This is a genomic window from Bacteroidales bacterium, from assembly GCA_012517825.1.
GTDB lineage: Bacteria > Bacteroidota > Bacteroidia > Bacteroidales > JAAYUG01 > JAAYUG01.
The window spans coordinates 1-20324 of record JAAYUG010000016.1; the positions used below are offsets into that span (position 1 = coordinate 1).

The 20324-nt window shown below is 45.3% G+C and carries 20 protein-coding genes and 1 tRNA gene; 7 read left to right on the top strand and 14 right to left on the bottom strand.

The window, feature by feature from the left end:
• Both GX419_01195 and GX419_01200 read right to left on the bottom strand, forming a co-directional pair.
• On the bottom strand, positions 1-275 hold a 275-nt coding region (locus tag GX419_01195), incomplete at its 3' end, for a hypothetical protein (GenBank protein ID NLI23307.1).
• A 54-nt stretch (positions 276-329) separates the two neighbouring features.
• Positions 330-2366, bottom strand: coding sequence for a DUF3857 and transglutaminase domain-containing protein (locus GX419_01200; protein NLI23308.1), 2037 nt, complete (start codon positions 2364-2366; stop codon positions 330-332).
• A gap of 135 nt (positions 2367-2501) precedes the next feature.
• Here GX419_01200 and msrB point away from each other — a divergent pair, with 135 nt between their 5' ends.
• Positions 2502-3008 (top strand): peptide-methionine (R)-S-oxide reductase MsrB, encoded by a 507-nt coding sequence (msrB, locus tag GX419_01205; GenBank protein ID NLI23309.1) that lies wholly within the window; start codon positions 2502-2504, stop codon positions 3006-3008.
• A gap of 129 nt (positions 3009-3137) precedes the next feature.
• Positions 3138-3210, top strand: a tRNA-Lys gene (locus GX419_01210).
• Positions 3211-3394: 184 nt separating this feature from the next.
• Here GX419_01210 and GX419_01215 read toward each other — a convergent pair.
• The 12 genes from GX419_01215 to GX419_01270 form a co-directional block, all read right to left on the bottom strand.
• Positions 3395-4123 (bottom strand): SOS response-associated peptidase, encoded by a 729-nt coding sequence (locus GX419_01215; GenBank protein ID NLI23310.1) that lies wholly within the window; start codon positions 4121-4123, stop codon positions 3395-3397.
• 146 nt (positions 4124-4269) lie between these two features.
• Complete coding sequence (locus GX419_01220) at positions 4270-6195, bottom strand: DUF3857 domain-containing protein (GenBank protein NLI23311.1); 1926 nt, start codon at positions 6193-6195, stop codon at positions 4270-4272.
• Positions 6196-6291: 96 nt separating this feature from the next.
• The gene (locus GX419_01225; protein NLI23312.1) at positions 6292-6924 is read right to left on the bottom strand and encodes a PorT family protein; all 633 of its coding nucleotides are present in this window, start codon (positions 6922-6924) and stop codon (positions 6292-6294) included.
• 71 nt (positions 6925-6995) lie between these two features.
• Complete coding sequence (locus GX419_01230) at positions 6996-7250, bottom strand: SemiSWEET transporter (GenBank protein ID NLI23313.1); 255 nt, start codon at positions 7248-7250, stop codon at positions 6996-6998.
• A gap of 208 nt (positions 7251-7458) precedes the next feature.
• Positions 7459-8589 (bottom strand): ABC transporter permease, encoded by a 1131-nt coding sequence (locus tag GX419_01235; GenBank protein NLI23314.1) that lies wholly within the window; start codon positions 8587-8589, stop codon positions 7459-7461.
• A gap of 10 nt (positions 8590-8599) precedes the next feature.
• A complete protein-coding gene (locus GX419_01240) occupies positions 8600-9709 on the bottom strand; it encodes an ABC transporter permease (GenBank protein NLI23315.1) in 1110 nt (369 codons plus the stop codon).
• Positions 9706-10371 carry an HAD family phosphatase gene (locus tag GX419_01245; protein ID NLI23316.1) on the bottom strand — a complete coding sequence of 222 codons (666 nt, stop codon included), beginning with the start codon at positions 10369-10371 and terminating at the stop codon, positions 9706-9708. Before GX419_01245 ends, GX419_01240 begins: the two co-directional genes overlap by 4 nt.
• 6 nt (positions 10372-10377) lie before the next feature.
• Positions 10378-11121 (bottom strand): ABC transporter ATP-binding protein, encoded by a 744-nt coding sequence (locus GX419_01250; GenBank protein NLI23317.1) that lies wholly within the window; start codon positions 11119-11121, stop codon positions 10378-10380.
• 4 nt (positions 11122-11125) lie between these two features.
• Positions 11126-12037: an ABC transporter ATP-binding protein gene (locus tag GX419_01255; protein NLI23318.1), complete on the bottom strand. Its 912-nt coding sequence runs from the start codon at positions 12035-12037 to the stop codon at positions 11126-11128.
• A 1-nt stretch (position 12038) separates the two neighbouring features.
• Positions 12039-12932 (bottom strand): HlyD family efflux transporter periplasmic adaptor subunit, encoded by an 894-nt coding sequence (locus GX419_01260; protein ID NLI23319.1) that lies wholly within the window; start codon positions 12930-12932, stop codon positions 12039-12041.
• 32 nt (positions 12933-12964) lie between these two features.
• Positions 12965-14305: a TolC family protein gene (locus tag GX419_01265; protein ID NLI23320.1), complete on the bottom strand. Its 1341-nt coding sequence runs from the start codon at positions 14303-14305 to the stop codon at positions 12965-12967.
• Positions 14306-14363: 58 nt separating this feature from the next.
• Positions 14364-14999 (bottom strand): TetR/AcrR family transcriptional regulator, encoded by a 636-nt coding sequence (locus GX419_01270; protein NLI23321.1) that lies wholly within the window; start codon positions 14997-14999, stop codon positions 14364-14366.
• Positions 15000-15326: 327 nt separating this feature from the next.
• Here GX419_01270 and GX419_01275 point away from each other — a divergent pair, with 327 nt between their 5' ends.
• The 5 genes from GX419_01275 (at position 15327) to GX419_01295 (ending at position 20320) form a co-directional block, all read left to right on the top strand.
• The gene (locus GX419_01275; GenBank protein ID NLI23322.1) at positions 15327-17096 is read left to right on the top strand and encodes a M28 family peptidase; all 1770 of its coding nucleotides are present in this window, start codon (positions 15327-15329) and stop codon (positions 17094-17096) included.
• A gap of 2 nt (positions 17097-17098) precedes the next feature.
• The gene (locus tag GX419_01280) at positions 17099-17944 is read left to right on the top strand and encodes a hypothetical protein (protein NLI23323.1); all 846 of its coding nucleotides are present in this window, start codon (positions 17099-17101) and stop codon (positions 17942-17944) included.
• 198 nt (positions 17945-18142) lie between these two features.
• Entirely contained in the window at positions 18143-18703 is a 561-nt protein-coding gene (locus GX419_01285; GenBank protein ID NLI23324.1) for an RNA polymerase sigma factor, read from the top strand.
• On the top strand, positions 18700-19251 hold the full coding sequence (locus GX419_01290) for a hypothetical protein (GenBank protein NLI23325.1): 552 nt from the start codon (positions 18700-18702) through the stop codon (positions 19249-19251). The genes GX419_01285 and GX419_01290 overlap by 4 nt, the downstream gene beginning before the upstream one ends.
• Positions 19226-20320 carry a hypothetical protein gene (locus GX419_01295; protein ID NLI23326.1) on the top strand — a complete coding sequence of 365 codons (1095 nt, stop codon included), beginning with the start codon at positions 19226-19228 and terminating at the stop codon, positions 20318-20320. The genes GX419_01290 and GX419_01295 overlap by 26 nt, the downstream gene beginning before the upstream one ends.
• Positions 20321-20324: the final 4 nt, after the last annotated feature.

A 20324-nucleotide genomic window follows, 5' to 3' on the forward strand; every position in this document is an offset into this window, starting at 1 on the left:
AAGCCGATGTAATTACCGGTAGCAAAACCAGCGGCATAACCAAGGTAGCAAAAAGGATTATCGAGATTCTGAATAATTCGTGTGATGGCCAGAATCCAGATCAGAACTTCGAAAAAACCCAGAAAGGGGGCGACCAGTTTATTCCCTTTTGCAACGAAGATGATACGGAGGGTTCCAATAGATACATCGCAGATTCTGGCCAGAAAAATCAGGAAAGGCAGAATCAGGTAGTTGAACCAGTCGGATTGAAGGAATGCTGAACCTGTTTCCGTCATGATGTGATAACTATTCTCTGGCAAAAATACGAATAAAAGATTTGCTACAACCGATCAATATTTGTCTTCAACAACGGCAACGATCTGCTGGGATTGTGCCGCGGAGGCCATGTTCATAAACTGGCGGAGGTAATGATATTCCGACGGGCTGAAGGTGATACTCCGCAACGACAATACACTTTTTACCTGGGCTACTTCCTCATTGCCCGAAACCTTAAGCTGGAAGGAAGCTTTATTATCGGGCAGGCTGATATTTTCCTCGTCGGGCAGGGATTCAATCTCATAGCCCTCAGGAATTTCAATTATGGAAATAATGGTTTCTTCGACCGGATAAGGAAGTTTAAAAGGGAATTTCCGCTCAACCGGAGGAAGTTTAATCCGGAAAAGCAGATTCTTAAGCAGAGCCTCGAAATAAATGATTTTTTTGTCGGTAAACTGATTGATCCACTCCTTTGATGAAAAGGAAACGGTGAGGGATGATTCATTCCTTTGAGGGGTAAGTTCCTTATAGGAAAACGAATCTACCTGCAATCCATAAAACAGATTGCCGGCCAGATTCCTGCTGAAGGTGCCGGCATCGGTCAACAGGATCTCTTTTTTTCTTGCCAGGGCGAATTCTCCTTTTTCACGGATAATAATAAAGCCGAACATTGTTCCTTCCGTCTGGAACCTGAGAGAGATAACCATATTTCTCACTGCTATGGGCGGAGGAGGCAGATCTATCCATTCAGCTCTGCCCGGGCGCAGAACCAGTCCCTTTTCATTTAATACATCAGGATCCGGCAGGTCAGAGGGCCTGTCAGGATCAAGAGCACTGAGGAAAAATGACCCTGAGGGGAGTTCTACCAAACAAATCAGATTGTTGAACTGCTGCACGAGCGGGATTTTGTCACTGATTTTTCCGTTGGAGCGATTGCTGATAAGAACAGGATATGCCCTCAAACCTGCCTGCTTCATCAGGCCTGTAAGAAGAAGATTGATTGCAGCAGAATTTCCCGAACGATCATTCAGCAGTGACGGGAGCTTCTTGTTGGGGAGCAGGGCATACTGATGATCCCATCGGAAATGGGTCACGACGTACTGATAAATAGCTTCTACTTTATCGGCTGGTTTATCCGGCAGTTTTCCGGCTTTTTTCATAGTTTCGTTCAACAACCGTCCTTCCGACAGGAATGCTCCGAATTGTTCGTTCTGGAGAAAATAAGAAGCCACATCATCCCAGGTCTGTATGAACCGTGCGGGGTCTTTTCCGGGAAAAGTAACCGAATACAGCTGGAATCTGATTTCCGGTATATAGTCAGCCAGGGGGCCCATCATTGGTTCTTCCGTAATAGCCGGTATATTGGTCATAACGTATCTTCCGGTAGTTACCGGAATACGGATAAGATCGTTCCGCTGGGCATATCCGATGATGCCTGCCTCAATGTCAGAAAACCCATTGATTTTTTGATTCATGCGCAATGAATCAGTTATGTTGTGGAGAACGGCAATATGGTTATAGATTCCGGAAAGCTGAACGCGGTATTCGCTCCACAACACAGGCAGTACACGCTGAAATTTCCATGACCGCATGTTCAGAAGGTCGGGTGAAACAATCCTGTAGGAATATTCAAAGACACTTCCTGTAAAAACGCCTGGTATGGTAAAAGTAACAGTAACATCTCCGTCGCCCGAGGCTTTTTCATAGAATTCATCCTGCCTGGTTTCCGTAATGGAGATCTTTCCATCAGGCATAAGGGTATAAGCGTGGGCTTTGAGAAAGGTTATCTCATCCCCTGCTCCTTTGTTGTAGCTTATGGAAACGTTGGCCCACCGGGTTCCTTCCTGCCGGAAAACCTTTACACGGGTATGCCGGAAGTAAACCAAACGGTATTCTCCCTTTACATCCTCGTAGGTTGCTGTTCCGTAGTCGCACAATATGATGGCATCAGAGGCATTCTTCTGTTCATCCGGGTTAAGTTCAAGATCCGACCTCGGAATGTTATCCCAGACAATGGGTGGCAACTGGTTAAAAGCTGCCGATGTGAAGGAAAACAGCATGAAAGAAATCAGAACTGTTCGCCTGAGCCAGTTAATTGCTGGAGAATTCATTTTCAGAGAGGGGTCCATGGAAAATCATCAACAAACTTAATCATATGGAAGAATATTTTGTGCAATTCGGAAAGGGAATTTAACATTCAACGGAACAAACATTTGCCTCTGAAAGTTGTTACTTCCAAAACAGATATGCGATTCTTTATTTATTTTTGTTTACTGTGCAGTCTTTCAGGGCCATCCTGTTGTGCACAGAACTTAAAACCCCCAGCCGTGGAAAAAGAAAAAGCTGATTCATTTAAGGTAAGCAGGACCGAGGAAGAATGGAAAAACATTCTGACCCCGGAGCAATATCAGATAATGCGCAAGAAAGGAACTGAAAGGCCTTTCACCGGTGCCTTCTGGAACCATAAGGAGAAAGGGACTTATGTGTGTGCGGGCTGTGGTCAGCGGCTTTTCAGCTCGGAAATCAAATTTGAAAGTATGTGCGGATGGCCGAGTTTTTTTGATAAAATGGATGAAGCTAATCTCGTTTTTGTAAAGGACACGAGTTATGGTATGGTTCGTACAGAAGTACTGTGCGGGATTTGCGGGGCTCATCTCGGACACATATTTCGTGACGGTCCCCCTCCTACCGGACTTCGATATTGCATCAATTCGGCCGCTCTGCAGTTTATCCCTTCCGGGGAGCAGAAATAAGGCAGTGCGTGTATGCCAAATCACGAATTATCAACTTATTACGCAATATGATATTGTCCCGTTCAAAAAAAATCACCGGCCGGGAAAAAATAAAATGAAATTTTGTACCTTTGCGGCAGAAAAGGAAACCGGTCCGTAGCTCAGCTGGTAGAGCACGTGACTCTTAATCATGGGGTCCAGGGTTCGAATCCCTGCGGACCGACAGTACAAGGATTGACAGCAATGTCAATCCTTTTTTTTCGCATATTTTGCAGGCTGGATAACAGGCAACTCTTCGGTTTATTCTTTTTCAGTTTTTCCAGTTTGGATTCAAGAGCAGAAGAAGCCTCGGAGGTTTTCTCTTCAGGATTCATCAAATCAGTGACGCATAGCTGATCAAAAAAGGGCTATGACAGATCTAATTGTAGTTCGGGATAAGAGACTGGTTGAATGAGTTCGGGGGAAGACGGGTCAGAAGTACGGGAAGCAATTTGCCGTGATACCGGCCAGGCTTTCAGCAAATCAGCAGGGTATGGCTGAAGAAAGTGAAAAGCTGATTCGGCCGAAACGGATGGGTCAATCCATTTGCTTTCATTTTCGGGACGCAGAATAACGGGCATTCTCTTTTTGGTATTGTGGATTTTTTCCAGCAGGCTGTTTGCCTGAGTGGTAATAAGAGAGAAAGTGGGAATCTTTTCTCCTGTGGCAGGGTTAATCCATTCATCAGCAATACCCGCAAAGGCAAAAGGTTCATTATTTTCCAGGGCTATATAGAAAGGGTATTTCCGTGTACCCGCATGATGCCATTCATAAAAGCCATGGGCGGGAATAAGGCATCGTCGGTTTTGAAAAGGCTTCTTAAAGGAAGGTTTTTCAGAAATACTTTCCATACGGGCATTGAGGGTTTTGGATCGTATTTCCGAGGCCTTGTTCTCCTCCCTGATCCAGGAGGGAATAAGACCCCAGTAAGCCGGTACAAAAGTTTCAGGACGAGAAGAAACAACAACAGGTACCCTGGGGAAATCAAAACCGGAAAGAAAAAAAACCGGTTTCCATTGAAAATCTTCCGGCATCCGGGCTCCGAATCGTTTTTCGAGTTCGATTTTGGTCAGGTTGATTTCGATGAAATAGCACATGGTACTTTTGTTTTACTGGTCATCGGGAATAGTTCCTTTTGGCTGAAGATCAGAAACGGCAAAGAATGATTTCTTTCCGTTTCATTCCCATACCATAAGGGATTATTTTAAAGAACATTTGTAAAACGAAAATGAGGTTCCGGATATTACCTTATTAAAACAGTCTGAAGATTGTCGGCTGCGGCCACTTCCCTCAGGAATGATTCCAGCTGGTTGTAAGACGATGCCGGATAATTTCCTTTTTTCATAGCAAAATAGCGGGTAAAGATAATTTTGTTGTTTTCCGAACGAACCGTCGAATGGTATTCTCCAAATTCGGAATCAATGTTCTTTCCTTCCGGAAGAAACTCAATGACGCATCCATCAGGAATTATGTAGGTCAGTGTATCACAGTAAGTACTTGAGCGAATCAGCTCGATGGAGGTTTTTCTTTCCTTTCCGTTGTATGGCAGGAAAGCAAACCGGTCCAGCCGGTTCAAAGGGAGGAAAACCCGCTGACCGCTAACCGAACCCAGATTGTAAATAACTGTTTGCAGGTTCAGTTCTGCTTCAGGGACAGGAGCATCCGTCAACCGGAGGGTATGATTTCGGATAGTAATGTCAGGCAATTCAAGAACATGGTAAATTTCCTTTCTCTGCTCGTAAACTGGTCTGTCGGCCAGATCATAGATCCGTTCACTCAGTATCCCTCTGCCTCTCAGCATAAGGTTTGCTTCGGCATTTCCTTCCCTGTCGATTTGTATGGTACCGGAGCAGTTCCAAACATTATCTTTTCCGGTATATTCAGGTGTATGTGCAGGAAACCCGCCCTGCTCGGTGATAAGAAGAGCAAACCGGTCATCAGTAAATGCGCCCAGATAACCAAACGGCTGTTTCTGGTTGGTACATTCAAGCCATAGGGTATCGTTCTGAAGGGGTACAGAAAGGATAACATGATTGAATCTTCCTGAAGGAAATTCCGGAAGGATGGTACCTTTATCATTCTTTCCTCCATAAACCAGTGTATAACAAGACCTGATGCCTGCACATTTCAGCAGGGCCTGCATATAATTTGTGAGAGCCTTGCAATCGCCATAGCCATACTGATCAACCAGGGAAGCCGGAAGCGGCTGCAGTCCTCCCAGCCCAAGCTGAATAGAAACGTAACGGGTTTTAGACTGCATAAATCTGTAAATCCTGCGGACCATATCAATCGTATCGGTAGCCGCTGCAATAAGATTCTGAATTTTCAGGCAGGTGCCCTGGGAAAGGTCCGATCTCCCTGCATTTATATCCCGGAACCATTTTCCGAGTTCCTGCCAGGAACGCATGGAACCCTTGTAGTTTCCCATTCTGAAAACTTCGGGCGATATCATTACCGTAGGGACCCATTGTACCGGAGAGGATTCCATGATCTCTTCCGTTTGTGGAAGAAGGTTCCGCACCTTCCAGGTCAAGGTTTCCGTATTGGGGTCTTGTCTTGTGACCAGGGGCTGATCAAGATGCAGGGTGTACCAGGAAGGTTTCAGCCAGAGCGGATAGGACAACGAAAATTCGAAGTACTCGGCCCCGATGTTGTATCCGGGGAAAGCCTCCCATTGCGACAGGTAATAAAGGCTCTCAAAGGTAATTTCGTACTCGTATTCAACAGTATAGGGATATTCCGAAATGAGCGGCTGAAAATATTTAATCCGGTTATCATCATACAAACTGTATTCAGAAACAGCGGCCGCATCAGCCATGTCTCCGGCAGTAATTTTTCTGAGAAGTTTTCCGGATCCGTGATAGATATTTCCTTTAAGGACATCAATGTGACGGAATTTATCATAGAAAATCACCAGGGCCGCCTTGCTTTCCCCTGCTTTGTTCAGAATCGTAATAACCTGTTTTTCTGAGACTTTGAATTGCTTTTCATTAAGAATCCTGCAATGTACGGTTTTGTTCCTAATCACGGCATAGGCATTCTTCCTTACCGAATCCGGTATTCCCGACACATCATAGCCCGGAACGTTCTGGCTGATGCCGAATTTACCTGAAACCAGACAAAACAGACCAAGTTCAAGAAAAAAACGGATTGCACCGACCTTTGCCATCACGATTTCCGTTCAATTTTTACTCCATAAATATAAGGCAAATCGGAGAAAACGAAAATCTGACGGCCGGCAAAAAGCAATCAGAAAGAGTTCTGTTCAGAGAAATAATCCGAGACTTACCATCCACTGGCTTGTCCGAGAATCCAGGGGATAGGTTTTGTCGCCTATGGTCACCCCTTTCCCCAGCTTGCTGAGACTGCCCTCGTACCGCAGATCGAGTGTAATTTTTTTGAACAGATCGACTCCAAGGCCTGCCTGATATCCTATGGAAGCCTTGTTAAAATCTTCCTTATAGCCAGCCCAGTCGAAAAGATCATTTTTCCGTGACAGGGTAAAAGTAGCCACAGGTCCTGCTTCCAGACGCAGGAATCCAAGTCTGTAGCCGGCCAGCACTGGAATATCCACTCTGTTAAACCGCTGGGTGCGGAAGAACGCTGTATCAATTTTCACGTCTCTGATTCGTACTTCTCCCCCGGTCGAAGAAAACAACAACTGCGGCTGAAGGAAAAACTTTGAAATTTGCACCCGGGCAAAACCTCCGAAATGAAAGCCGACGGCAGGATTGAACGAATCGATATGGTATTCGGCCGAATTATCATCCGTTGTTATGATATCGCTAACGCGCACAGAAGAAGAACTCACACCACCGGTGAGTCCGAAACGCAGAAACTGGGCCTGTGTCATGCAAGCAAATGACAGCCCCATCATGATAAACAGCATTCTTTTCATAATGTGTGGTTTAAGTTGTTGCCGTTTCAAAGCTATCAAATTCAGTGCCATAGTATGGCAGTTCCGTTCCATTATTTGTATCGGATTTTGAAATACAGAATGGGCAAGGTAAACAGGAGTGTCACGATATTGGCAAAAATAATCGGCCATTGAACCAGATAAATGCCGTATACAAGCCAGGCAATGAGTCCTACGTTGAGAACGGAGTACATGGCTAAGGAAAGATCGCGGGTATGTTTTGTACGAATTGTCTTAAGTGCCTGCGGTATATAGGCGAACGTTGTGAGAATGGCCGCGAAAAAGCCAAGAAAGTCAATTGTTTTCATACTTCAGAAAATAAAACGCAAATATAGAACCCAATTCGTCAATTGAAAAACTCAATTGACGAATCGACTAACAAAATCTAATCCGATTTTATACGTTGGGATTACCTCGATAAGTCAATAGAAACAAGTTGTTTACATGTTTTTTGTGTTTCTATTGACTAATCTCTGCAGAACAAAGGGAATGGCAAACAAACCAAAGGCAGAATCATCAGGCAGTTTTTCTGTAAGCCCTCACTGCAATAAGGAACATTACAGCTGCATAAAACGACATCGGGATCAAGTAAGGAAGAATATCCCGGAGGATAGAACCTTTCAGCAAAATCATGCGGATCATTTTCATCAGATAAAATACAGGATTCAGCCAGTCGAGCTTTTGTGCCAGTTCGGGCATACTTTCAACAGGGGTAAAAATTCCGCTGGTCATGATAAATATGAGCATGAAGAAAAATATAAGGAACATAGCCTGCTGCTGGGTATTGCTGACAGTGGAAATCAGAAGGCTAAACGACTGAACCAAAATCAGATAAACAACAACGACCCCAACCAGCAACAGAAGGCTGCCGAGTATGGGAATATGGAAAAGGATCTTTCCCATAGCGAGTCCGAAGGCAAGTTCTGCCAGCGCTATGATCAGAAAAGGGATCAGTTTTCCGGCCAGAAACTCAAATTTACCAATGGGTGTGACATTGATCTGTTCAATGGTTCCTATCTCCTTTTCGCGTACCAGGTTGAGTCCGGCCAGCAGAGCGCCGGTAAGGGTTACAAGGATCACCAGAATGGCCGGGACCATAAAGATTTTATAATTGAGTTCAGGATTGTACCAGTATAACGGGGAAGCGCTTATCTGCTGTACTCTGATTCCGGGCTGAGCCGATGAACTTCCGGCCAGTTCGTTGACGGCTGATGCAAGATAGTTTCTGACAATCTGGGCAATATACGATGATGTGATTCCGGCTTTCATCCCGTTGATGGCATTGATCAGCAACTGCAGGTCGGCCGGCCGGTTTTGATGAAGGGTATGGCTGAAGCGGTCGGGGAAAATCAGGATAACATCCGTTTTGTCTTTTTCCATACTTCGCATAACCTGGTTCAGGTTATTGCCTTTCTGCGGAACATGTATAAAAAAGGGTGAATGAACAATGTGATCTGAAAGGCCACGGCTTAAGGACGAATTATCATTATCGACAATGGTAATCCTGATATTTTTCATTTCGAGTGTGGCGGCATTTACAAGGATGATCAGCTGGACAAGAGGTACCACAAATATGATGGGAACCATAAACCGGTTCCTGAAGATCTGAAGGAACTCTTTCCGGATGATAAACAGAATTCTTTGCATATCAGAAGCATCATTGGTGTAACCGAATCTGAAACCGTCGGATACTGATCGCAAAAAACAGCACTGTCATTCCCAGCAGTACAAGAGTTTCGAGCCATACCGTATCGATTCCGGTTCCTTTCAGCATAATATCTTTAAGAATGGTAATAAAATATTTGGGAGGCATCAGGTGGCAAATCCATTGCAATATTGCGGGCATGCTTTCGACAGGAAAAATAAAGCCTGAGAGCAATATAGTGGGGAGCATCAGGATCAGCATAGACAGGAACAAGGCGAGTTGCTGGCTGCTGGTTACTGTGGAAATGAAGATACCAATGGAAAGGGCCAGGGAAATATAAAGGAGGCATTCAAAAAGCAGAAGAAGGAGTGAACCATGGACCGGCACGCCAAAAACAAATACCCCCAGAAATATAACCGAAATTGCATTTACAAGCGAAAGAATTATATAGGGAACAACTTTCCCTCCAATGATCTGAAACGGACGTAAAGGAGAGGCAAGCAGCACTTCCATAGAGCCGGTTTCTTTTTCCCTGACGATAGAAATTGACGTCATGAGGGTACAAATGAGCATGAGGATCATGGCCATGGTACCTGGGACGAACATATAGGCACTGCTCAGATTTTCGTTGTAGAGCATACGTGGTTTTACCTGAATGGTGGCAGGCAGTGGTGCATTTTTGTTCCAGGCGGCCATACAGGAAAACAGGATTTCGGAAGTGTAGCCGACCATCATATGGGCCTGATTTGCATCGCTGGCATCGGCAATAATCTGAACGTTTGCCAGGCCGTTTCGAAGCAGTTTACCGGCAAAATCCGGTTCATAAACCACCACTTCCTTGACTTTTCCGCTGCGGAACGCCTGCCGGATCTGTTCGGGCGACCGGATGCGCTGGTACAATCTGAAATAGCCCGATGAGATCAGCCTGTCGGTAATCTGGCGTGTATACACATCATTGCTCTGATCGTAAATGGCAATATTCACATTGCGGATTTCGGTTGAAATGACAAATCCGAAGATGAGCATCTGTGCCACCGGCATGCCGAAAAGGACAAGCAATGTACGATAGTCGCGTACAATATGATAAAATTCTTTCCGGACAAATCCGATAAAAGCTTTCATATATTCTTCCGGTGGTTAAGCATTTCAAGTATTTTCTCTGCGTTGATTTCTGAAAAATCGTTCACAACGAGGGAAGCATTTTTAAGTTTCTCCCTGTTGCCAGATGTATTGATACCAACAGGTATCATGGAAGCATGCCTGGCGGCTTCGATTCCGTGGACAGAATCTTCAAAAACCACGCAATTCCTGGGATCTGCACCAAGAAGTTCTGCTGCTTTCAGAAAGAGTTCCGGGTCGGGCTTTCCCCTTTTCACCATGCTGTCGTAAACATAAACATCAAAAAAATGCCCTGTTTTCAGTTTATCCATAACAAATTGCACATTGGAAAGAGGACCTCCGGTAGCCAGAGCGATACCGAAATGATATTTTTTTAATTCTTCCAGAAAACGGATAAGGCCATTGAGCGGTTGAATATACTTCTCGCACAGAGAGCGGTAAATCTGTTCCTTTTCTTCGGCCATTTTTTCCATTTCATCCGGCGGCAATTCTTTCCCGAACAAAAAAGTCAGGTAGTCACGGTTCGTGTTTCCGAAGTGGGTTTCTACTTCTTCAGGAGTAATTGATAATCCGTATTTTTCTGCAAAGGTGATCCATGCCTGAATATGCCAGGGATTATTGTTCATCAGAACACCATCCATATCGAAAATCGCAGCTTTCTCCATATTCGTTCAGTTGTTGTTATGATTTGGCCTGGCAATGCGCAGGAAGACGTCTTCCACTGAAGTTGCATTCCAATGTTTTTTTAATTCTTCCGGGCTTCCCAGAGCCGCAATTTTTCCTTCCGATAAAATGCACACCCGATCGCAGTATTCAGCCTCGTCCAGGTAATGAGTAGTAACGAAAACCGTTTTTTGGCGGGCAGCATATTGATAAATCAGCTCCCAGAATTGCCTCCGTGCCAGCGGATCAACCCCTGCTGTAGGTTCATCAAGAAAAACCAGCGGAGGATCATGAAACACGGCAACCAGAAAGGCCAGCTTTTGTTTCCACCCGATGGGAATATCCCGTATCAGGGTATCACGTATATGGCTGATTCCCATTTCAGAGAGCAGTTGATTCGTGCGCTGTTTTATTTGTTGTCGGTTCATTCCGTAAATACCAGCATAGAACCATATATTTTCGGCCACCGTCAGATCATCGTACAGGGAAAAACGCTGGCTCATATAACCTATATTTTTCTTAACCTTTTCCGGCTGGAGCGCTACATTGCATCCTGTCACAAATACCTCTCCGGAGGTAGGTGCTGACAACCCGCACAAGATCTTAATGGCCGTTGTTTTGCCCGCTCCATTGGCTCCCAGAAATCCAAAGATTTCACCTTGATAGACCTCAAAGGTTAACCTGTCATTGGCGGTAAAACTGCCGAATTTTTTTACCAGATCCTTTACCTGTATAGCAGGATTGTTAGCCATATGCTCATTCTGTCATTAACTCCATAAAACAATCTTCCATATTGGGTGAGATTTCGTCGATATGAACCGCCATAATGCCTGATGCATCAAGGAAGGCACGGATATGGTCTATTGTGTCAACCGGTTCTTTAGGGATCCAGTGAACAGTTTGTCCGAACATCCAGGCAAATCGTGTTTTCTCCCAACGGTTCAAGGTGTAAATAAGCCTGAAATTATCACCGGAAGTAATCGAGTAAACCTGTGAGGGGAACTTTCCAACGATTTCGTCAGGGGAACCGATTGCGAGTATGTTTCCATTTTGCAGGAGGGCAATACGGTCACAGCGTGAAGCTTCGTTCATATAGGAAGTGGAAACAAGAATAGTGATACCAGCCTTAACCAGTTCATGAAGGATTTCCCAGAATTCGGCCCGTGAGACCGCATCAACTCCGGTAGTGGGTTCGTCCAGAATCAGGAGAAGGGGTTTATGAATCAGAGCACAGCAGAGAGCCAGTTTCTGCTTCATGCCCCCGGAAAGGTTACCGGCCCGGCGTTCCTCAAACGGCTTTAACTGGTCATAGATAGGTTTAATCAGGCGATAGTTTTGCTGAACCGACGACCGGAAGACGGAGGCAAAAAACTCAAGGTTTTCCTTTACCGTAAGGTCCTGATACAGAGAAAACCTTCCCGGCATATACCCTATGATTTCCCTGATTTTCCAATAGTTACCGGCCACATCGGTTCCCTTTACAAGAACCTTTCCCTCGTCGGGAAGGAGAAGTGTGGCAATAATTCTGAACAGAGTGGTCTTTCCTGCCCCGTCGGGTCCGATTAATCCGAAAATCTGACCCGGTTCGACGGTAAATGAAACATTACGCAATGCGGTAATATTGCCGAATTGTTTTGTAATCTGCTGAACGTCAACAAACGGGTTCATATCATTTTTCCTTTGTAAAAAATACAGCCTCACCCGGCATTCCTATTTTAAGGCTTCCGTCGTTTGGTACACTGATTTTGACTGCATAAACAAGGTTAATCCTTTCCTTGCGGGTTTGAATGGTCTTTGGAGTAAATTCAGCCTGTGAGGCAATCCAGCAAACGCGGCCCGGGAGCTTTTTCAGCCTGCCGTTTTCCGAATCGACCAGAACTTCTGCCTTCTGGTTAAGCTGTATCGCTGGCAACTGGCTTCCATCAACATATACACGAAGTAGCATAGTATCGAGTGAAGCCATTCTGAACAACGGTTTTCCCGGGATAACCAGTTCGGATTTTTCGGCATATTTTTCAAGAACAGTGCCTGTAACCGGATAGCGGATCAGGGATTTCCGGATTTGTTCATTGACCTGCGCAATCTGCACATTCAGGGCATCATTCTCTGCCGCCAGATTTTCTTTCTGAAGACAGACCGAAGCAGATTGTTTGTCAAGAACCTTTATATTGCCCTCCACATCGTCAAGCTGTTTTGGAGTTGCCGCACTGCCTTCCAGAAGCTTTTCAATCCGGTTCTTTTCCTTAAGAAGAATATTTTTTTGTTCCGATAACACATCAAGCTGCGCATTTACTGCCTTCCAGCGTGCAGTTAAGCCTTTTTTCTGTGCCATCAACTGTTGCTTTTTCAAAAACAGCTGTGTTGTATCAATGCATCCGGCATAACTGCCTGCCATTCCGGTTATACCTTCTTCCGGCAGGAACTCGGTGAGGGTGCCCTGGGCCTCGGCTGAAACAATGTACTCCACTGTTTCGAAATTTCCATAAGCATCTGACTTCTGCCTGTCGGTGCCACAGGATAATGCCAGGCAGGTTATTAATAAAAGAAGTGCCGTTTTCTTCATACAAGGTTCAGTTTGAAAAGATATGGATTATTTTATTCATTGCCTGCTTTTGTTTTCCACACGGGATTTTCCCATCCCAAGACCTTTGATTCAATAGTACCCTGAATAGTATAGTAGTTTGTGATGGCTCTGAGGAGTTGCAGCCTGTTCACTGAACGTGATATTTCGGCCTGCAGAAGGGTATTGTGCTCAGCCAGATAGTCCGTAGCAGTGATTACACCGTTTTCCAGACCGGAAGCCATTGAACTGAGTATCTGACGGTGCAACCGGACAATCTCATCAGAACGAAGGACGGCTTCCCTGAATTTTAACATGTTTGCTTTCTCCTGAGTAAGAAGGGTTCTGGTATTTGTTTCAAACGTCTCTTTACGGATAGCAAGTTTTTCTCTCTGGATGGACGCCATGCGCATCTCGCGTTTTGTACTGTTCCAGTCCCACAGGTTCCATTTCATTCCTATGCCGGCCGACCAATAGAAATCCCATTCGTTTCGCAGGAGATTCATTCCCGGAGGATTTCCGTAACCGGCCTGAGCAAAGGCAAGTATTTTCGGATAATTTCGGGTTCGGATGGTTTGTTCCAGGTATTTGTTTGCAGCAATCTGCAAATCAAGCACATCTACTTCCGGGCGGATAAGAGTGTCAGAAATGATTTCGCCGGAAAAGACCGGAATCTTAAAGACCGTTGAATCGGAAAACTCTGTCCCGGTAAGAATACCCAGGATTCCAAGGGCCGCTTCCCTGTCTTTTCTTACCTCCGCGAGCTGCTGTTCGGTGCGCAACAGCTCAGCCTGAATCTGATTTTTCTGCACCAGCATTGCTGCTCCGGCGTTTACGGCTGTTTCCATGCCCGCCAGACGGCTTGCCAGTGTCTGACGTGAAAGTTCGTACAGATGTTCACTTTCCTTCAGAAGAAGGATAAGATAGTACACATTGTTAATCCGTTCGCGAAGCTGCTGCATTTCGGTTTCCAGCTGTTTTGCAGTGGCTTCGGCAGTCTTCTGTTCGTAGAGTTTCTGTTCACGGGAAGTACCGCCATCCCAAATTGTCTGACTCAGGTCAAGAAACATCCGGTATTGTTCATGAGGTGCCTTAGGAAACTCGATACCGGGTATAGGAATGTTCACATTCAATTCCGTAATATCGGAATAGTAAGCCGCCTGAGCACCAAAAGAAACCTGCGGATACCAGGATGCATTCAGATTTTTGATTTTAAGGTTCAGCGATTCCTGCAGAAGGCTGTTTTCCCTGAATACGGGATAATAAACACGTGCACTGTCATAACAGCCGGTAAGAGTTACCGAGGCCGGAACCTGACCGGGAACCGTCCCTGCCATCAGGAAGAAAACACTGCCTGAAAAGACTTTCCATATCATAAGTCAATGCTTTTGCATGATTAACAACATTTACCTCTTGTTTGAAGCGAAAATTCCATCAGCATTTCAGCCCATTGATAATGAAATCAGAAACTATCTCCTTACGCGTTATCAGAAACTGTTTGTATTCCTTTTCATTGTTGTGAAAGAGGATGCCGGCAATAACCGGTTTGGCAACAACCGGGAATATGCAAAGGGATAACATGTTCACCAGCAGATGCACTGCACGGACTGGTTTTATCTGACCACGACGGGAAGCTTCAGCCAGATCTTCATCCAGTTTTTTCAGTTGTTTTCGGATATCTTTTCCGGCGATGCGTTCCATCATGGCTGTTAAATGCTCGGGATCGCGGTTCATCTCGTGAAGAATAAACCTGGGAATAAAGGGATTTTCATAAATGACATCAAGGTAGATGGAAACAAACTGACGGATTTTGTCGGGGATGGGTTCATCAGAACCCATCAGATGAAGGACCTGTGGAATAAAAGAGGCAATAACTGACTCAAAAACATGTTCGAACAGTTTTTCTTTATTCCGGAAATAATAATGAAGAAGGGCCTTGTTGATTCCGGCCCGGTCAGCAATTTCCTGCATGCGGGCACCTTCCAGCCCTTTGTCAAGGAAGACCTGCCGGGCGGCTTCCAGAATGAGACTTTCCGTCCTTTGTCCGGTGGGTTCGTCAGGAGTTCTCATCGGGTTATTAACCAAATGGTTTAATTTTATAATTTAACCGAATGGTCAAATGTAAATACTTTTTCTCAATTTAACAACAGTTGAATACGTTTTTTCATCATAATAAAATTAATTTTCAATGTATGATGGAACCCACATGTTCGGCATTTTATTACCGCTGTGTTTGTGTTTGTAAAACATGTGGGTTTCATGGCAAGGAATGTCACCATGAATGCCTTTTTTCTGCACTATTTGAGCCACTACCAAAGGGTTTAAACAAAACAGCAAAAAAAACGTTACAATGAATGTGATGACTTTACTTATTTTTGAAGCATTAAATAAATCAACATGAAATTTCTTATTCCGATTCTCTTTGTATTGCTTGTAAAAACCTGTGCTGTCCATCCCGACAATCCGGAAATCACCCAGAAAGAGCTCCAGGAGCATGAGGCAGTTCTTGCTTCAGATAGACTGGCCGGGCGTTATCCCGGCACGGAAGGTGATCGTGTGGCATCAGAATATATCCGGGCCCATTTTAAGGCGTATAAGATGGATATGTTATTTGACGATGGATTTCAGAAATTTGAAGTTACCGGTTCAACAGAAGCCGGTAAAGGCAATGCATTGATAACAGGATCCCGACGCTGGGAATATGGTAAGGATTTTTCGGCATTTCCTTTCAGCGGGTCCGATTCGGTGGCATCTTCAGTTGTTTTTGCCGGTTATGGGTTTTCAATTGTTGCCGATACTTTTACGTGGGATGACTACCGGAATCTGGACGTTGCGGGCAAATGGTGCCTCATTCTCAGGGGAGAACCGGAAAAGAACCCTCTCCCCTCTTCTTTTTCCCGGTTTACCGATGACCGGACAAAAGCCATGCTGGCGGCGGACAAAGGGGCCTCCGGGGTACTGTTTGTATCGGGTAGTCAATACGACCGTATGGACGAGCTGGTGCCAATGAGGAGAACAGAAAGCAGAATGCAGATTCCTGTTCTGCATATTTCGAGAAAAGTTGCCGATGACCTTCTGGAAGCTTCCGGGAAAAGCATTGTCTGGTATGAAATGCTGGCCGACAGCTGTCATTGTCCTGTTGGGTTTGATCCGGGTAAAAAAGTATATGCCCGTGCAAATGTTCTTTCGCACAAGGTATGGACCAGTAATGTTGCAGGCCTGCTCCGGGGCAATGACCCCATCCTTCAGAATGAATATATAGTAATAGGTGCCCATAAGGATCATCTTGGAATGGGGGGACCCGGGTCCGGATCCCGGGTTCCGGATACCCTTGCCGTTCATAACGGCGCAGATGATAATGCCTCCGGGGTTTCTCTGCTGCTTGAGCTGGCGGAAAAGCTTTCAGCACATCGGAACGAACTGAAGCGAAGCATCATTTTTGTGGCCTTTGGTGCGGAAGAAATGGGAATTCTTGGTGCTACCTATTTTACCAATCATCCCCCGTTTGATATACATTCTGTCAAGGCAATGATTAACCTGGACATGGTTGGCAGATTGCGTGATGACCGAAGCCTTCAGATCGGAGGAACCGGCACATCGGCCGAAGCCGAAGCATTGCTCAGGGAACTTAACAGGGATTCCGTTTTCCGGCTGGTTATGTCACCTGAAGGAATCGGGCCATCTGACCATGCAGCCTTTTACAGCAGGAACATTCCCGTATTTTTTCTGTCGACAGGAGCCCATACAGACTATCATACGCCATACGACGATGCTGATAAAATCAATTATGGCGGGATGGTGCAGGTAGGAAATTATGTTTATGCCCTGGCATGGGCGCTGGATACCCTGCCAAAAGGCCTTACTTTCAGAGAATCCGGCCCGGCCGGACAGCAGGGCGGAAGGCCGCGGTTCAAAGTAACGCTTGGTATAATGCCCGATTTTACATCAACTGACAATAACGGTTTGCGGGTTGACTTTGTTACCCGTGATAAACCGGCCTGGCGGGGTGGCATGAAAAAGGGAGATATCATTGTCTCTCTGGACAGAAAACCTGTTCATAACATTGAGGAATACATGTACCGCCTCTCCAAACTCTCATCAGGCCAATTAGTTGAGGTTGAGGTACTGCGGGACGGAAAAAAGGAACTTTTATTCATTCAATTATAAATATGAAATCATTTCTTTACTGGTTAATTGCTCTGGTTATTACGCTTATTGCAGCTGTTTATCAGCGGATGACAGGTCCAACCTATCCGGCCAGGATACAAATGAAACTGGGAGAACACCAGTATTCTCTCCGTTTACCCCGTAGCCATACCAGCACTGAGAACTGTACCATCGTTTTGCCTGTTCCCGATACCGCGGTGCATGCACTTTTGCAGTATAAACGTTACCCGACCAATGAAGCCTATCAGGTTTTATCGTTCCGGCGGGAAGGTGAAGTGCTGGTAGCAGAATTGCCGTCGCAACCACCTGCAGGGAAGCTGGAATATTCTGTTCAGCTTTCTGCTTCCGGACAACCAGGATCTACCGTGAGTGCAGGGCCTGTTATCATACGGTTTAAAGGTGCTGTACCTGCGTGGGTGCTTGTTCCGCATATCTTTCTCATGTTCTTTTCGATGTGGATTTCCAATCTTGCCGGACTGTTCGCACTGAACCGGAAGCGCCAATTCAGACCGGCCATGACAGCCACTCTGGTTTTGTTGTTTGCCGGCGGACTGATTCTTGGGCCAATAGTCCAAAAATACGCATTTGGGGCATTATGGACCGGATTTCCTTTCGGAATGGATCTTACCGACAATAAGACTTTGATTGCGTTTATTTTCTGGGTAATTGCCTGGGCAGGAAACAGAAAGAAAGACCGGAGGGGGCTTGTTGTTCTGGCGGCCGCAGTTCAGATTCTGGTATATTCCATTCCCCATTCCTTACTGGGGTCTGAACTTCAGTATGAGACGGGAAAAGTGGTAACTGGCATGCTTTATTTTCTTTGCATGCCAATCAAAAACCAGGCATAGTGTAAGATTCCCTGTGTAAAGAGCCATCCGGGGTTCTGCGGATAGAATTAATGGCCCTGTTTCTTCTCTTTTCTTCCGGATCAACGTCAATTGTCTGATTTTCCCTGCTGGGAGGCCTTGTTCCGGTTTTGATGGACTGCCATCAGACGATACCTGATGCAACGTTTTTTCCGTACCTTCGTCTATTCATATGAAAGAATGAAGGAAAGACTTTCGGACATTTCAGAAAAAACGCTCATTGACATGTGCAGAAAGGGCGACCGGAATGCGCAGATGGAATTGTACTACCGTTACTACAGGGCTATGTACAACACAAGCCTGCGCATTTTGGGCCGGTCCGACGATGCAGAAGACGCCATGCAGGAAGCATTTATCAAGGCTTTTCGCCGGCTGACAGAGTTTGAAGGGAGGTCAGGATTAGGGCTCTGGCTCAAAAGAATTGTGATCAACACTTCCATCGACAAACTCCGCAAGCGACGAAAATTAATGGAAGCTGAGCTCAGCGAAGAAAGCACCCCGGAGGAGGAAGACGAAACATCGGCAAGTGATAAGGATGAAGACATTGAGATTCAAGCCGAGCAAATCAGAAAAGCCATACTGCAGCTTCCTGAAGGTTACCGCATTGTCGTTTCCCTGTATCTCCTGGAAGGGTATGATCATGAAGAGATCGGAAAGATACTGGGAATAAGCAATTCAACAGCCCGATCGCAATTTGCAAGAGGTAGAAAGAAACTTATTGAAATTCTTAAAGGAAAATGAAAAACCTGGAAGAAATCATCAGAAACAACCGGGAGGTTTTCGATAAGGAGGAACCATCACCTGGTCATGATCTTCGGTTCAGCAAGAGGCTGGAAAACAGAGGACGCATGGTGTTGCTTGCCAGGATTTCTGCCGTTGCTGCCGGATTCATTATTCTGGCCGGTTTATGGTTTCTGTACCAGCCGGCCAGCCGGATGAATAATGCGGATGCTCGGCTTACCCTGGGAACTTTACGCCCTGAATATAGAGAAGTGGAACAATTCTATACGGCAAGTCTGAAGGAAAAAATCAGTGAACTGAATGCCATTTCCTGTATCCCGGAGTGGAAAAAGACAGCTCTTCTTCAGGAAATTGAAGAGATCACAGAAAGCGATACCCAACTTCTGACGGAACTGCAACAAAACCCAACCAACGAAGTTTTGGTTGAAACCATTCTGAACCAATATAAAACCAAACTTGAACTGCTTGATGATTTGCTGATACGACTTCAACCTATATGCAATAATATTAATAACAATAGCCATGAAACGAATGAATCGGTACTTTAGTTTTCTGGTTGCAGTATTTCTGATTCAGATACTGGCAATCCAGATAGTTGCAGGACAGGAAAGGCAATACACTAAGAAATTTCATGAAGAGTACCAGGTTGGTGCCGGGGATGTCTTGCGGATTGAAAATATTTACGGCAACGTAACCATAAAAAACTGGAACCAGGACAGGGTTGTCATTGATGTTGTGGCTACCCTGGAAGGAGAAAGCAAGGAAAAGGCCGACCGTATTCTCGGCTATGTGAACGTTGATTTTTCCTATAAGGAGAAAGAGATACGTGCTATAACCGTGCTCGACAATAGGTTTAATTCAAACCAGGTTTTCGGCAACGCGGGGAGAAAAAAGTTCAGCATTGATTATACGGTAAATATGCCTGAATCCATGCAACTAACCCTGGTGAACAAATACGGTGATGCAGCGATTAATGAATTATCCGGACTTATCGATGTCAACATAAAGTACGGGAATCTGCGTGCCAACCGTCTGAAGAGGACTGACAACAAACCGTTAAGCCAGATTGTTCTTGCCTATGGTAATGCTACGGTTGATGAATGCCAATGGCTCAAAGTTGACATGAAATATTCAAAAATGAGCATTGAAAAAGCAAAAGCCCTTATTGTCATCAGCAAATATTCGAAATTGATGCTTTCAGAAGGCAGTTCACTGGTTTCGGATGCCAAGTATGACACATATGAAATCGGAACCCTGGTTAATTTTGCCGGTACCGGTGCCTATACCAATTACCGTTTTGATAAAATCAGCAATAAAATTGATCTCAATTTACGCTACAGTGATTGCCGGGTTGATTTTGTCCCTGCGAACTTCGAAAGTATTGAAATTGACAACAGTTATGGAAGTATCCGGCTGGGGATAGACGAAGGGGCTTCCTATCAGCTTGACGGAACAGCCCGTTTTTCAAAGATCCTGTATCCGGAGGACAATGCACGAGTAAGCAGAATAGTTGAGAACACGCAGATGCAGGTTTCAGGCCGTATTGGTAAGGACGAGAAGATTTCTTCGCGGGTGCACGTCAGCACCGAATTCGGCAACGTCGTTCTGCAAAAGTAAACTG